Annotated in this window: 8 protein-coding genes; all 8 read left to right on the forward strand. The window is 41.8% G+C overall.

Features of this window, described 5'->3' with window-relative positions; translation table 11 throughout:
- The first annotated feature begins 181 nt into the window (after positions 1-181).
- Genes DWZ47_RS05300 through DWZ47_RS05335 form a run of 8 tightly spaced genes read left to right on the forward strand, consistent with a single transcriptional unit; the run spans position 182 to position 16,045 of the window.
- Complete coding sequence (locus tag DWZ47_RS05300; RefSeq protein ID WP_117512498.1) at positions 182-2,734, forward strand: glycosyl hydrolase family 28 protein; 2,553 nt, start codon at positions 182-184, stop codon at positions 2,732-2,734.
- A 27-nt stretch (positions 2,735-2,761) separates the two neighbouring features.
- The gene (locus tag DWZ47_RS05305) at positions 2,762-3,694 is read left to right on the forward strand and encodes a fimbrillin family protein (protein WP_117512465.1); all 933 of its coding nucleotides are present in this window, start codon (positions 2,762-2,764) and stop codon (positions 3,692-3,694) included.
- Positions 3,695-3,721: 27 nt separating this feature from the next.
- The gene (locus DWZ47_RS05310) at positions 3,722-4,621 is read left to right on the forward strand and encodes a fimbrillin family protein (RefSeq protein WP_117512466.1); all 900 of its coding nucleotides are present in this window, start codon (positions 3,722-3,724) and stop codon (positions 4,619-4,621) included.
- Between the two features lie 38 nt (positions 4,622-4,659).
- Positions 4,660-6,297, forward strand: coding sequence for a fimbrillin family protein (locus tag DWZ47_RS05315; RefSeq protein WP_117512467.1), 1,638 nt, complete (start codon positions 4,660-4,662; stop codon positions 6,295-6,297).
- A 38-nt stretch (positions 6,298-6,335) separates the two neighbouring features.
- Entirely contained in the window at positions 6,336-9,509 is a 3,174-nt protein-coding gene (locus tag DWZ47_RS05320; RefSeq protein WP_117512468.1) for a SusC/RagA family TonB-linked outer membrane protein, read from the forward strand.
- 18 nt (positions 9,510-9,527) lie between these two features.
- A complete protein-coding gene (locus DWZ47_RS05325) occupies positions 9,528-11,468 on the forward strand; it encodes a RagB/SusD family nutrient uptake outer membrane protein (RefSeq protein WP_117512499.1) in 1,941 nt (646 codons plus the stop codon).
- Between the two features lie 48 nt (positions 11,469-11,516).
- Positions 11,517-14,294, forward strand: a complete 2,778-nt coding sequence (locus DWZ47_RS05330) for a SusC/RagA family TonB-linked outer membrane protein (RefSeq protein WP_117512469.1) — start codon at positions 11,517-11,519, stop codon at positions 14,292-14,294.
- Between the two features lie 26 nt (positions 14,295-14,320).
- Entirely contained in the window at positions 14,321-16,045 is a 1,725-nt protein-coding gene (locus tag DWZ47_RS05335) for a RagB/SusD family nutrient uptake outer membrane protein (RefSeq protein ID WP_117512470.1), read from the forward strand.
- Positions 16,046-16,054: the final 9 nt, after the last annotated feature.

Below are 16,054 nucleotides of genomic sequence, written 5' to 3' on the forward strand. Positions count from 1 at the left end.
GCGGTTACTTTTGTGCAGTGATTATAAGCAACTTTGGCATTTTAAATGGTTCTGATGTCAATAGTCGGCTTTTGGAATGAACTGACAGAACCTACCTTATTTTTTAATGAGAAACAATGAAGAGCAAAGGAGCGTTTGGCATGTGCCGTTTAAGTTTGCGTTCCTATTTATTATTTGTTTGATGGCGTCCTATCTACTTCATGCTGTCGAAATACCAACCAAGAACAATGTCGGTCCATCTTTTATGACCGATACTATTGGAAGAATTGACGCACCATTCCATATGCCGCAATTGCAGCGACCGCAGTTTCCTGACCGCAAGATGGTGGTGAAGATGAAGAAACGTGGACTTTCCACTTCGGATATCCAAAATGTGATAGACAAGTTGGCGGATGATGGTGGCGGAACTGTGGTTATACCATGTGGTAAATGGAAAACAGGGAGAATTATTCTCAAGAGTAATATCAATCTTGAAATTCAAGAGGGGGCAGAGTTGGAATTTAGTGGATTTATTAAGGATTATCTGCCTGTGATTTTTACCCGTGATGAGGGTATTGAAATCTATTCTCTTGGCGCATTTATTTATGCTTGTGATGCCGAGAATGTAGCTATTACCGGTAAAGGGCGTATTATTGGTCCTTCAACAGACTGTGAGATTTTCCGTATCAATAAGGAGAAAGCTTTGCATATTGAAAAGGTTGTAGGTGACAAACTTTTAGCGGAGCGTATTTACGATGGCATCAAAAACGCAGAAGTGTTTTTACCGAAGACCATTGCTCCTATCAACTGTAAGAATGTACTGATTGAGGGAGTTACTCTTGACCAGGGACTTTATTGGAATATCGTTCCGCAATATTGTGAGAATGTGATTATCCGGGGTGTCACTGTAACGAGTTTTGGACATGGACGTACGGATGGCATTGATGTGGAGTCGAGCCGTAATGTATTGATAGAATATTGCTCTTTGGATTGTTCGGATGATTGTTATACAATCAAGTCGGGACGTGGTGAGGATGGAGTGAAAATAGGACAGCCATCCGAGAATATTGTTATCCGTTATAGTATTGCGAATCGTGGTGCCGGTGGCATTGTTTGTGGGACAGAAACGGCCGGAGGCATCCGTAATGTATATATGCACGATTGTGTGTTTGACGGAACTGACCAGGCGTTCCGTTTCAAGACGCTTCGTCCGCGTGGAGGCGGTGCAGAGCAGATCTATATAGAACGGGTGAGGGCCAGACTGAATGGTGCCGCTTTCTATTGCAATATGCTTGGCTCCATCAAATGGGGAGGAGATTTGGCTAAACGCTTCCCCGCACGCAAGATAGATGAATTTACACCTGATTTTCGTGCAATAAAAATAAATGATGTTATAATTGAGGACTGTTGCAATCTGATTGATGTGGATGCATTACCCGAACGTCCGCTCGCCAATGTATACATCAGCGGTATCACCGCTAACTGCAAAAATTTTGGAAAAATGCGTGATGTATCATCGTTCACAATCAAGAATGCAAGGATTACAACTGTTGATCCGGTTTTGACAGTCGATGGTTGCAATGGTGTGATATTGCTCGACGTTAAAAATATGGATTCAAACAAGCCTATTCAAATTAACTATGAGGGTGAGAAACAGGATTCGGTGTTAATGCAGGATTATCCGTTGACTTATCATTCGATAAAGCCCGGTCAGTTATGGCTTGATACCAATGGTAACCCCATTCAGGCACATGGTTTCCAGATGTTCGAGAAAGAAGGGACCTATTATTGGTATGGTGAGAATAAAGAATACACCACTTTGGGCAGTAATGTCTGGACTTATGGCATCCGTTGTTATCGTTCGCGCGATTTCTACAATTGGGAAGATTGTGGACTGATTATTAAACCTGATACGGTAAATCCATTGTCTCCGCTACACTATTCGCAGACGCTCGACCGTCCTCATATCATATATAATGAGAAAACCGGTAAATACGTATGTTGGATAAAGAGTATGGATACTGACGGGTATTTTGTCATTCTTCAGGCTGATGATTTTCTGGGGCCTTATGAATATGTGCGTTCGCTGAAACCCGGAGGCTATGGTGTGGGTGACTTTGATATGTATGCCGATCCGGAGACAGGGAAGGGTTATGTATGGTTCGAACGTCCTCATTGGGAGATGATATGTGCTCAACTTACTGACGATTTCCTGAACATAACTTCCGGCTATTCCAAGCATTTTGTCGGACTTCGTCCGCCTTTCACTCGTGAGGCACCTACTCATTTCATGCACGAAGGTAAACACTACCTCTTTACATCGGGTACCACCGGGTATGTACCGAATAAATCGCTGGTTACGTCGTTTGATGATTTTCATGGAGAATACGTTGATCTTGGTAATCCGCATCCTGCTGATAAATATGAATCTTCATTCTTTTCACAGATTACCGATGTGATTAAAATTCCGGGAAAAAATCTGTATGTGGCTTTGGCTGATCGTTGGTTACCAGAACTGACCGATACGGATATTCCCATACGAACGGCAAAGAATAAGGAAAAGCATTATGTCAATCACCAGCCGTTTCCCAAAGACTTTAGTGAACCTAAGACAAGAGACAAGCGTAATCTACGGCGTACTAAATGGGATGTGACTTTCAATGCAACCTATGTATTTTTACCTATTACATTTAAGGATGGCGTGCCGCAGATAGAATGGCTTGATGAATGGAAGATCGAAGATTATGAGAATTAAATTTTGTTTAATTTATAATGTGAATGTATGAAAAACATGTATTTATGGGTGGCAATATCTTTGATGTTTTTGGCCGCTTGCAATAATGAAGACGAAGCAGTGAGCACGGATCCGATGGACTATCCAGCTGAAATTCGTGGAGTGGTGAAAGATTATGCTGCCACTGAAACTACTAAAACCGTCTCTTCCATTTGGACTGAAGGAGACGCAATCGGTGTGACTACGGCTGCAGGAATCTCTAAGATTTCTTACATCATGACAGATGACCGTAATGTCAAATATGCGTATAATGCAGAAAAAGATGTTTTTCAGGTAGTCAGTAAAGAGGGAGAGGATCATACTATTTATTTTAAAGGTCCTTATACGATGAGTATGACAGCATATGCTCCCTATACTGGTGAGAGAGGAACGTTGGCAGGAGTGATACAAGCTTCCACCACATCCGAGAAACAAGTTGGTACGGCACGGGCTACTATTGATTTCCTGTATGCCGAAGGTGGCGGCTCTCAAACGAATCCGAGAGTTGAGTTTCAATTCTTTCATAAGATGTCTCAATTGGTGTTGGCTTTCAAAGCGGGTGGCGGTCTTGAGTTGGATGATATCTCTTATACATTGAAAAATATCATATTGGACGGTTCTTTTGATACATCTGCCGGAAGTGTCGCTTCAGGTAAGACTACAGGGAATATCAATATGTCGTTGGCTAAAGGTAAAGAGATGAACTCTTCGGTGATCGTTTTTCCACAGAAACTGGCTTCTACTCTTCTTCTTGAACTGGCTATGGGAGGTAAAACTTATGCCCAGCCTATTGGGAATGGTATTGATCTGATTTCTGGTAATACGTATATTTTTGATGTAACGATTGCTCCTCAATCGATGACTGTCAGTCCGGCCAAGATAGAGGATTGGATATGGGGTGAAAATAGTGACCATTATGTGATTGCCGGTGAAAGTGAATAAGGTAAGTTAATTATAAACGAAAATATTATGAGAAAACAGAATGTATGGGCTTTGTGCCTGATGGGGATGGCCTGTCTGGTATCCTGTAATAATGAGCAAGAGTTTTCCTATATGAAGACTGATTCTCCGCTGAATCTGACCGCTGTACAAGTGAAGCAATCGGTGCAGTCGCGTGCCAGTTCAGATAATCAATGGATAGGTGATGGTACGGAACACGTTTCTGTCAGCGATGGAAGTGATGCTGCTACTTATACGGTGGTAAATGAGAATGGAGAGCTTCAATGTTCCGATGAGAACAATCAGCTGTACTGGGCGTCAGCTACAGAAGAGCAGACGGTAACTGCCTGGTATCCTGCTACTGCGGATAATAAGTTATGGGGAAGTTGGACTGTTAAAAGTGATCAGTCGGGTGACGGTTATCAACAGTCGGACATGATGTATGCTAATACAAAGGTGGCTTTACAGGGAAGCCATGTGTTGCCTTTCCGCCATCAGACAGCTAAAGTGATTGTGCATTTACTTAAAAATGAGGTGATGGCTGAAGAACTTGCCGGAGCAACGGTGACAATTAAAAATGTAGCACTTCAGGGAAATGTAAACGAAGGTGCTTTGATCCGAAACGAACAGGCTGGGGTTGAGGATGTGAATCCTAAAGCCGTATCTCCAATGAAAGACTATTTGGCGTCTTATGAAGCATTGTTGATACCACAGTTGGTAAAAAATAAAGTCTTTATTGAAATAAAGACGACCGGCGGTAAGACTTTTACTTATAAGCCCAAAGGTAATGAAGGATTGCTTGAAGGGACCTATCAGAATATTTATTATGTGACAGTCGGTAAACCGGGCATTTCTGTTGTAGTCGAAAGAGGCGGTCTGCAATGGGGACAGGAAGGAGAAGACCAGATTGTTGATATGACCCATGAATAAGAATCCACATGTTTTAGTAATCAGAAAAAAGAATCATTATGAAATTCTATAAATACTTATCATTGGCTGTTTTGTTTGCCCTGACTTTGGCTGCTGGTGGTTGCTCGCAAGAAGATAACTTTCCGGACGCTAATGGAAATATGGTTATCAATGTGTATGATGCCGGAATGGAAGCTGTTGGCGGAAATTCACGTGCTGTGACAGACGAAAATTATACTACTGTATTTGAAACAGGAGATTGTATCGGACTTTTTGCCATAAAGGACGGGGCGGTCTGGAATAATATGAATAATGTCAAAGTAACTTATACTGAAAACGGGACCTGGGCTTCGGAGATTGCGCTGCAATATGATGACGAGCAGGAAGGAGTTGCTTATTATGCCTATTATCCTTATCAGGATGGCAAAACTTATCAATCTGGTACGATAGAGAATTTTCTTACGAAAATGGCAAATGAATGGACTCCGGCAGCAGACCAATCGGATAAAGATAAATTCGCTGCCTCTGATTTGATGACGACAACTGAACCTTCATCAGTTATTCAGGAAGGAAGCGGACAGTTTACAATTCGTTTGGCTATGAAACATCGTATGGCTATGAGTGTGTTAGTGATGCCCGAAACGGAGTATAAATTTTCGGATGAAGCATTGAATGAGATTCCTTATATTGCCAAAGAGAGCGCATCCATGTTTTATATGTCTTCTGTAAGTAATGAGAATATAGTGAAGCCTTATTTGGCAACTGATGGGTCTTATCGCTTAATTATAAAACCGGTTGATGCAAACAAACTGATTGTTACTCAAGGTACTTACAGTGATAAGAAGTATGAATTTACAGCAACTGTAAATGAGGGGAAATACCAACGTTTCTTACTGGGTGGTGGAAAGAAAACTGTTGAACATGAATTGAAAGTGGGGGATTTCTATTGTTCGGATGGGAGCATCGTTTCAGGAGATGTGGCAGAAGTACCGGAGAATTGTGTAGGTATTGTCTATTATGTAGGAAATCCACAGCCCTCGGTATTGTATCCTGAGAAGGTAAGCACGGACGGTTCGCAACCTTTCGATGAGGCGCACGATGTTTTGAGACGTGAGCATCCTTCTTGTGTGCATGGACTGGTTTATGCATTAGATTATGCGAATGATGTTATCAAGCTTTTTGGAACTAAAGGAAACAAACCTGATATGGAGGGCATAGCTTCTTCTTATACAGGTTCATATTTATGTAAGAGTGGTAGCCGGGAACCACATTATAAAAGTATTTTGGGATATAATAATACAGAGGTTCTGAAGAAGCTTGCTAATTATGCAATTGAAAATAGTGCGGATTGGGATCTTGCGAATATGGTATCCTGCCTGGATTCATATAATAAACAGAAGGTACTTCCGTCAGGGTTGACTTCCGGATGGTATTTGCCCTCTATTGAAGAAATGCGGATGTTGATAAATGAGACTGAAACAATCAATGCTTCGATGGCAAAAGCAAATGGTTTGTCATTGTGGTATCTCAATGGGACAGAGGGGGCTAATGATCCGCGAGGTAGATTTAACGGATACTGGAGTTCATCATTACGTGCCGGTTATCTTTTCTATATGGTGAAAGATGGGAAAGAAGGTGATAGTATCAATGGATATGTTTGGAATCTGGGATATTTCCGTTTTTCTTTTGCCTTCTAAGAGTTTTAAAGCTTTTGTTTAACTTAATAATATAAGTAATGAGTGAATATTACATATTTAAGTGGTATGACCCTAAAAAGATCACGCAATACCTTTTGTTACTGGGGCTTGCCGCAGGTCTGATGCCGATGGAAAAAATACAGGCGGCTTCATCTGTCCAGTTGGTGCAACAGCAGACAGTGAATGTGAAAGGAACTGTACTTGATAGTCAGGGAGAGCCTATAATTGGGGCAAATGTGGTGGTAGATAAAAGTACCAAAGGAACTATTACGGATGTTGACGGGAATTTCCAGCTTTCTGTTCCGATGGGAACGAAATTAAAAATATCTTTTATCGGATATGAGACACAAACAGTAGTTGTGAAGAACGCTAAGATGAGTATCGTTTTGGCAGATGATTCAAATGTGTTGGATGAGGTTCAAATCGTAGCATATGGAGCACAAAAAAAGGTTACGGTAACAGGTGCGGTTTCCGGTGTTAAAGGAAGCGACTTGTTGAAAACGCCGACCGGTTCTGTAACAAATGTCCTGTCTGGACAGCTGACTGGTATCACTACGGTACAGTATTCCGGTGAACCGGGAGCGGATGTGGCGGAAATCTTTGTACGCGGACAGGGAACATGGAACAACTCGGCTCCGCTGATTCAGGTAGATGGCGTGGAACGTACTTTCAATGAGATCGACCCGAATGAGATTGAAAGCATTACGGTATTGAAAGATGCATCGGCTACTGCCGTATTCGGTGTGCGTGGTGCGAATGGCGTTGTATTGATTACCACCAGGCGAGGAGCAGAAGGAAAAGCGAAAATTTCATTCACGACTTCTGCCAGTGTATTGATGCCGACCAAGACGGCAGAGAAAGCCAATGCCTACCAGTATGCGGATTACTACAATCAGATGCAGCGCAATGACAATCCGAATGCGACTCCGATGTTCTCTTCAGAAGTTATGCAGAAGTTCAGAGACCATTCTGACCCGATTCGTTTCCCGGATGTAGATTGGGTGGATTATTGTTTGAAAAATGCGGCATTGCAAAGCCAGCATAATATCAATATCAGCGGTGGAACCAGTAATGTCCGTTACTTCGTGTCAGCAGGTGCTTATACTCAGGGAGGCCTGTTTAAGCAGTTCGATACGCCTCATGATGTGTCGTTTCAATACAAGCGTTTTAATTATCGTTCCAACTTGGATATAGATGTAACAAAAACGACAACTTTGTCATTTAATCTGGCAGGAAGTATTGATAATCAGAACCGGCCGTTTAGTGGAGGGGATACTGCCGATTTGGTACGTGATTTATATACCTCGACTCCGTTTTCCAGCCCGGGATTTGTTGACGGGAAATTAGTGCAAACATCAACGGATTATACAGATTTGGCATTACCTTTTACCGGAAGTACTGGTATGTCATATGTTTCACGCGGTTACCAGTCGAGAAGTAAAAATAAGTTGAGTGCAGACTTAATTTTGAAACAGAAACTGGATATGATTACCAAAGGATTGTCTTTCAATGCAAAAGGTTCTTATAACAGTGATTTTACTATTACAAAGAATGGGGAGCAGGATATTGCTACTTATACGCCTTGGGTATTGGCAGACGGGACATTAGGGTATCGTAAGACTAAGGATGCCGGACGTCTGACTTATAGTGAGAAATCGGGAAAAGGACGTAACTGGTATATGGAAGCAGGTTTGAACTACAATCGTTCTTTTGGCAAGCATAATGTGGGCGCATTGGTGCTGTACAATCAGTCTAAAACTTATTATCCATCGGTATATTCGGATATTCCATCAGGATATGTCGGTCTTGTAGGACGTCTGACCTATGACTGGAACACCCGCTATATGGCAGAATTTAATGTGGGTTACAACGGTTCTGAGAATTTTGCTCCGGACAAACGCTTTGGTACTTTTCCTGCAGGCTCTATTGGCTGGGTTGTCAGTGAAGAGAAGTTTTGGAATCCTATCAAAAAAGTTATCAATTATATGAAGTTGCGTGTGTCTATGGGACTTGTCGGTAATGATAAGGCAGGAAATTCCCGTTTCTTATACACATCTGATCCTTATTCTGTGGATGATGCACTTCCTGCAGGTGGCGGAAAATTCGGACATGGATACTTTTTTGGAATTGAGAACTCTACCGCTTCCATGGGAGCTTTTGAGAAAGCCAAAAATAATCAAAATGTGACTTGGGAAAAGGCGTTCAAGCAAAACTATGGAGTAGACTTTACTTTAATGGACGAACGATTGAATGTGAACGTTGATTATTACAAGGAAAAACGCCGGGATATTTTGTTGCGTGACTACACGGCGGCAGGGATACTTGGGTTTATTACTCCTTATTATAATATGGGCCGTGTGAACAGTTGGGGATGGGAACTATCCATGAAATGGGATGATAAGATAGGTGATAAATTCCGTTATTGGGTTGGACTGAATCTATCTAATAATGAAAATAAGATTATTGAAAAGAAAGAGGCTCCACTGAATAATGATTATCAGTATGAAAAAGGGCATCGTATCGGAGCGCGTTCCTTGTATAAGTTCTGGCGTTATTATGACGAAGGGACTCCTGCTCTGTACGAACAGACCTTTGGAAAACCTTTTCCCGACCACAAAACCGATTTGCAGCCTGGAGACTGTGTCTATGTTGACTTGGATGGAAATGGTGTAATTGACTCTAATGATATGACTCGTGAGCTGGGTTATACGGATGATCCGGAATATATTGCCGGATTAAACTTGGGATTTAGTTGGAAAAATATAGAATTCAGTATGCAATGGACAGGAGGCTGGAATGTAAGCCGTATGTTGGACGAAGGCTTCCGTACTCCGTTCACGAGTAATGCGGATACAACAACCGGTGGCTTATTGTTATATCAGTATGAGAGTACCTGGACGCCGCAGAATCCATCACAGAGCGCAGCTTATCCGCGTGCTACATGGGCGAATGCCAAAAATAATTATGCTGATTCAGGTTTATATGAAGTCAATTCCAGTTATTTGCGCTTGAAAACCTTGCAGGTTGCATATAATTTTCAGTTTCCTTTGATGAAAAAGTTGAAGATGAACACTTGTCAGTTAACGTTTAGCGGATACAACTTGCTTACGTTTACCGGATTTAAATGGGGAGATCCGGAATCAAAAGTAGCCGGTGCACCTACTTATCCATTGACGAAGACTTATTCTTTGAGTTTGAAATTAGGATTTTAATCGGTAGAAGTTATGAAAATGAAGATACGAAATAAGATAATGGTTCCGGTGTTAGTCGGGATGATAATGGCAGTTCCTTTTTCATCCTGTACGGATGAATGGAAGTTTGGAAATTCTTTTCTGGAAAAAGCGCCGGGCGGACAGTCCACTAAAGATACGGTTTTCAATAGTGCGAAATATACGCGTGAGTTTTTGACAGGCATTTATGCCTTGCAGTATTACGGGCTTCCCTATGATAATGTTTTCTCGCAGATTCCTTATCCGAATGATACGTATATAGGTAAGTTTGATGTTTTGTCGGACTGCTGGCATAATCATTGGGCGAATAGTGCCTTGACAAAAGTGTATTATTCGGGCACACATTCGGCTAATTATGATGCGCATCAAGAGAAGTTCGATTTTTTGAGAAGTAATGTATGGGAAGCGGTTCGTGCAGGTTGGCTGCTGATTGAGAACATTGATAGAGTGCCCGATTTGTCGGAACAGGAGAAAAAGCGGATGGTTGCCGAAGCGAAGTGTATTATTGCTGCCCGTTATTTTGATACATTCCGTCATTATGGTGGACTGCCTATTATTCGCTCTTCGTTTGAGGGGACAAGTAATGATATACCACGTGGTACAGTAGAAGAAACAGTGAACTTTATGATTCAACTACTGGATGAGGCTAAAAATGATTTGCCCTGGGTTTATGAAGATATGCAGAATGATGCCGGGCGTTGGACGAAGGCCGGAGCGATTGGGGTAAAGTGTAAAATTTGGAATTTTGCTGCTTCTCCTTTGTTCAATGATAACGAGGCTTATTATCCGGGAGCTACGAGCTTGGCAATTTGGTATGGTGGTCGTAAACCGGAGCTTTGGGATAATTGTCTGGAAGCCTGTGAGGAATTTTTTAGGGAATGGAATAACACCTATTATCAGTTGGAACGAGCTACAGGGAGTCGCCCTGAAGATTATCGGCTAGCTTATCGTAAAGGATATTCTACCCACGGAAGGGAAATGATTCATTCAACCCGTGTGTACGATAAAGTTGGTAGAAAGTATAATTGGTGGTATTGGCAAAATGACGACGTCCGTCGATTGAATTATACGCCGACACAGGAATACGTAGAAATGTTCCCGTGGAAGGATGGAAAACCGTTCAATTGGGAGGAATCGAAAAATGCCGGAAAGTTGGATGAGATGTTTGCTAAGGGAACGGTTGCAGCGGGTGTAGAGTTGACTCGTGACCCTCGTTTGTATGAGTCGGTGATTGTTAATGGAATGCCGAAGCAAATGGATTGGAATACAGGTAATATGTCGGGAACTAGTTATGAGTTATGGAGAGGGGGGACGGATGCCAAAACCGACCCTGCCAACGAGGACGGGAAATATGCTACCGGCTATGCAAATAATAAATTCTATATGGGCACAGATTATGATGGGAAGTATGCTTTATGGTCATATTTGCGTTTGCCGGAGATTTACTTGATTTATGCGGAAGCGATTGTACAAACTGGTGGAAGCCATTCTGACGCGATTGACAAAGTAGATGAGATTCGCAAACGTGTCGGTTTGGAGGGATTGGAGAAATGTAATCCTGATAAAGATTTGAATTCTAAAGAGGTCTTGTTGAATGAGATTCTGCGGGAACGTGTCTGTGAGTTAGGAATGGAGGATGCCCGCTTTTTCGACATGATTCGCTATAAGATGAAAACACGTTTTGAAACTCCTTTACATGGTTTGCATATCTACCGTTTGAATGCGAATGGTGAGCGTATTCTTACTTCTTGTCCTTGGTTTGGCGGAGATAAGGCGAATGGAGTGGTTCAACCTACGCATTTTGATTATGAGAAATTCCCTTTGACAAATGTGGAACGTTATTGGTGGAAGAATGGTTTTGACCCGAAATGGTACTTGTCTCCATTCCCGCAGGCAGAAGTGAACAAGGGCTATGGACTGGAACAAAATCCGGGATGGTAATTGGCGTGACGTGATTGATTCTACTAACAATTGAAAAAGAACGAATTTATGAAAAAGAAAATATGGATAATAACTTTGTTGGTATTCGGGGGAGTTTGCGGACATGCTCAAGAGACTGATAAAGTAAAAACGGTTAATATCGCCGGTATTGATCAGGATGTCAAGGAATCCACAGCTTCAATATCACTTATCTCCGGTGAAAATTTGACAAAACGGAGCGCAAAAAATGTCACCAATTCTTTATTTGGTTATGGATTGGGGTTGACTGCATTACAAAATTCAGGTTCCTATTCTTCGCAGGAACCGACGCTGTATATTCGTGGATTGCAGACCTTGTCAAGTAGTACGCCGTTGATGTTGGTGGACGGTATCGAACGTGATATCACGTTGGTTACTTCGGAAGAAGTGGAATCCGTGCAGATATTGAAAGACGCGGCTGCTGTGGCTCTTTACGGATATAAGGGGGCGAACGGGGTAATCAATATTATTACTAAACGTGGTAAGTATAATACGAAAGAAATTAAATTTACTTTTGACCACCTTATTAATTGGGAAGTCCGCCGTCCGGAATTTGCGAATGCTTATACGTATGCAAGCGCTATTAATGAGGCTTATGCAAATGACGGTATCCGTAAGCCACGTTATCACGAATATGAGATGAATGCATTCAAGACTGGTGCTTATCCGCAATATTATCCGAATGTAAATTGGGTGGACGAGGTCTTCAAGGATGCGGCCGCAACGAATATTGCTAATATGAGTTTACGGGGAGGCGGTTCGAAGTTCCGTTATTTTGCGATGTTCAACTGGGTGACGGATAATGGGTTTATTGCTAATGCAAAAGCAAATGACGGTTATTCTACTCAAAACAAGTCCTCGAAGGCTAATTTACGTACGAATCTGGATATCGATTTGACGCCTTCGACAAAGATGACATTGAATTTATTAGGAACATTGGCAGAGACGAACAAACCGGGTGATTCAGCTGATTTGTGGTCTATGATTTACAGTCTGCCCGCAACTGCTTTTCCTGTAAAAACGGAAAACGGCTTGTGGGGCGGTAATACCACTTGGGATGGAACAAAAAATCCGGTGGCACAATCACAGGCCGCTGCTTATACCAAAGGACACAACCGTTCGTTGTATGCCGATATGACGTTGAAGCAGGATTTATCATCCATTTTGCCGGGATTGGGAGCAGGTTTTATGCTGGCTTATGATAACTGGGCTTCGTATGTGGAGAATCACTCCAAGACGTATCGGTATGGAAGTGACAATGTGCAATGGAAGAGTGGTAAGCCTGTTTTCGTTTCCCAATATACGGCAGGAACGGAGAGTGAAATGAATACAGGTTCGGAACTTTCTGCCTGGAAACGTAATTTCAATATGGCTCTTGCGGTGGATTACAAGTTTGAAAATGAGATTCATTCTGTTTATACACAGTTGAAATGGAATCATGAATATCGCAATATCAACGGAGTGAATAACACGTGGTTCCGTGAAAACTTTACTTCTTATACACATTATGGCTTTAAGGGACGTTATTATGCAGATTTGAGCATGGCTGTTTCTTCTTCCAATAAGTTGGCGCCCGGACATAAGTGGGCTTTCTCACCGACACTTTCTCTGGCATGGGCTATTTCGAAGGAGAAATTTATGGAAGGAGTAGAATTTGTAGATTTCTTGAAATTACGTGCTTCGGTAGGTATAATAAATATTGATAATATCCCGGAAGAAGCTTATTGGCAGGAAATTTATACGGGAGGCAGTTTATACAATTTCAACAGTAGTTATTCTTCGTCTTTGGGAAGCTGGAAACTAAGCAAACTGGCTGCTGAAAATTCTACGCATGAGAAGGCTTACAAATATAATGCAGGTATTGATGCAACTCTTTTTGGAGGACTTAATCTCACTTTGGAAGGATATTATCAGAGAAGAAGTGATATATGGGTTGCCACTAAAGGAAAATATTCTTCTGTTATCGGTTTTGACGCGCCTTATGAAAATGGGGGCATTGTGGATAGCTGGGGTATGGAAATCGGTGCCAACTATCTGAAAACAATCGGTAATGTTACTTTCAATGTCGGAGGAAACTTCACGTTAGCAAAGAATAAGATTGTGGAACAGTATGAGGCTCCGCAACTGTATGATAACTTGGTGACGACTGGTGGTTCATTAAATCAGTTGATGGGCTTGCAAGCAATCGGCCTTTTCAAAGATCAGAAGGATATTGATGAAAGCCCGAGACAAACCTTTAGTACGGTAAAACCGGGTGATATTAAATATCGTGATGTAAACGGAGACAAGAAAATTGACGCCAATGATAAAACAGCTATCGGTTACAGTACCGTGGCTCCTGAAATCTATTATTCATTCAATGTAGGAGCTGAGTGGAAAGGGTTGGGATTCAATGCTTTATTTCAAGGAACGGGACATTATTCCGCCATGCTGAATACGCAGAGTGTGTATTGGCCATTAGTGAATAATACGACAATTTCGCAGCATTACTATGAGAATCGTTGGACACCTGAAACACCGGATGCAAAATATCCGAGATTGACTAGTCAGAGTAATAATAATAATTTTCAGAACAATACGTTGTGGCTTGCCGACCGTTCGTTCTTGAAATTGCGTAATGTGGAAATCTATTACAAACTTCCAGATAATTGGATGAAACGTACCAAGATTATGAACAATGCGAGAATCTATGTACGTGGTAATGACTTACTGTGCTTTGATCATATCAAGATTGCCGATCCTGAATCGTATGGAGTGAAGAATCCGTTGACACGCAGTGTGGTCGCCGGACTGACTATTGGTTTTTAAGTTGTAATTAAAAAAGGAAATAAATTATGAAACTCAAATATTTGTTCATAGGAAGTATGATTGGCTGTGGAGGGCTGACTGCTTGTCAGGACCAATTGGACTTTAATGAATATGCCAATTATGATAAGAACTATATGATGGAATCTTATGAGAATGTGGGAGGACTGGTTACCAGCATATATGCTCAATTAGATTCGGACTGGGGAAATTATGGTGGAGCTACATTGGCTTCTGCTTGTGATGAGGCTGAATATGCGTGGACTTCGAGTTCTGTTCATGATTTTTATAATGGTTCTTGGAGCGCTACGAATACTATTTCAAACTGGAGCAAGAATTATCTGGCTATTCAGCAATGTAATATGTATCTGGAGGAATTTTTGGGATTGACATTCCCGGATCTTCGTTTGAATTCAGATTATGATGCACAAATGTTCCGTTATAATAACTACGAGCATGAAGTCAGGTTTTTGCGTGCATATTTTTATTTTAATTTGGCTCGTCAGTATGGAGATGTGCCTTTGGTTACGAAAGTACCTTCGGGGGATGAAGTAAACTCGTTGAAACGTACGTCTGTACAAGAAGTGTTTCAGTTTATCGAGGATGAATGTGATGCCATTATGGATAAGATTCCGGCTGACTATACTAAATTAGGAGATTATGCCCTGCCTACGGAGCAACCGGAAACAGGAAGGGCAAATAGATTGGCAGTATTGGCTTTGAAAGCGCGTACGGCTTTGTATGCGGCCAGTGAACTCTTCAATCCGGAACAAAAAAAGGATTTGTGGAAAAAAGCAGCTGAAACCAGTAAGGCGGTTATTGATTCATGTGCCAAATATGGGTATAAATTAGGCAATTATGACAAATTGTGGGGAGCAGACAGTTACCGGGAGAATGAGATGATTTTCCTTTGCCGTGCGGAAAAAGAAAGTAATTCGTTTGAAACGAATAATTTTCCGATAGGTGTGGAAGGTGGTAAAGGTGGCAATTGCCCTACACAGACATTGGTTGATGCTTATGAAATGACAAATGGTAAATTTTGGAATGAACCGGGTAGCGGGTATTCGGAAGAACCCGGAAGTGACCCATATGCAAACCGTGACCCCCGTTTGGCTATGACAATCGCAAAGAATGGTGATACGAACTGGCCGTCTTACAATAAAAGTGCTTTACAGGTTTATTATGGAGGTGCTAACGGTCAGCCTTTGGAGGGTGCCACTCCCACCGGTTATTACTTGAAAAAATATTGCGATGCTTCAATTAACTTGACAGCTTCCAGCTCGAATAAGAAATTCCATTCTTGGATTATCTTCCGTTTGGGTGAGTTCTATTTGAATTATGCGGAAGCCATGTTCCGTTATACGGGTGATGTAGAGCAAGTTTTGCCCGGTGACAAATCACCGCTTACAGCGCGTGAGGCTGTTAATGTGATTCGTCAGCGTACGGGAGTGAAGATGCCGGAATTGCAGGCAGATGATGTAAGTGATCCAGAAGTTTTCTGGAAGCGGTATAAGAATGAGCGTATGGTGGAACTGGCTTTTGAGGGACATCGTTTTTGGGATGTGCGTCGTTGGAAAGAGGGAGAATTGCTTAAAGAAGTCACCTTTATGAAAATTACGCAGAATAATAATGGCACGTATAATTATAGTCGTGAAAAGAGCACGCGCTCTTGGGACGACAAGATGTATTTATTTCCGATTCCGCAGACAGAACTGATGTGTAATACGAATCTGACTCAGAATCCGGGATGGTAGTTTTTAATT

Origin of the sequence: Bacteroides sp. AF32-8BH (genome assembly GCF_003435205.1) — a bacterium.
Classification (GTDB): Bacteria; Bacteroidota; Bacteroidia; order Bacteroidales; family Bacteroidaceae; genus Bacteroides; species Bacteroides ovatus.

Bases quoted from the DNA above. Each gene is read 5' to 3' on its own strand.
- DWZ47_RS05300 (WP_117512498.1), top strand. From the start codon at position 182: ATGGCGTCCTATCTACTTCATGCTGTCGAAATACCAACCAAGAACAAT.
- DWZ47_RS05305 (WP_117512465.1), top strand. From the start codon at position 2,762: ATGAAAAACATGTATTTATGGGTGGCAATATCTTTGATGTTTTTGGCC.
- DWZ47_RS05310 (WP_117512466.1), top strand. From the start codon at position 3,722: ATGAGAAAACAGAATGTATGGGCTTTGTGCCTGATGGGGATGGCCTGT.
- DWZ47_RS05315 (WP_117512467.1), top strand. From the start codon at position 4,660: ATGAAATTCTATAAATACTTATCATTGGCTGTTTTGTTTGCCCTGACT.
- DWZ47_RS05320 (WP_117512468.1), top strand. From the start codon at position 6,336: ATGAGTGAATATTACATATTTAAGTGGTATGACCCTAAAAAGATCACG.
- DWZ47_RS05325 (WP_117512499.1), top strand. From the start codon at position 9,528: ATGAAGATACGAAATAAGATAATGGTTCCGGTGTTAGTCGGGATGATA.
- DWZ47_RS05330 (WP_117512469.1), top strand. From the start codon at position 11,517: ATGAAAAAGAAAATATGGATAATAACTTTGTTGGTATTCGGGGGAGTT.
- DWZ47_RS05335 (WP_117512470.1), top strand. From the start codon at position 14,321: ATGAAACTCAAATATTTGTTCATAGGAAGTATGATTGGCTGTGGAGGG.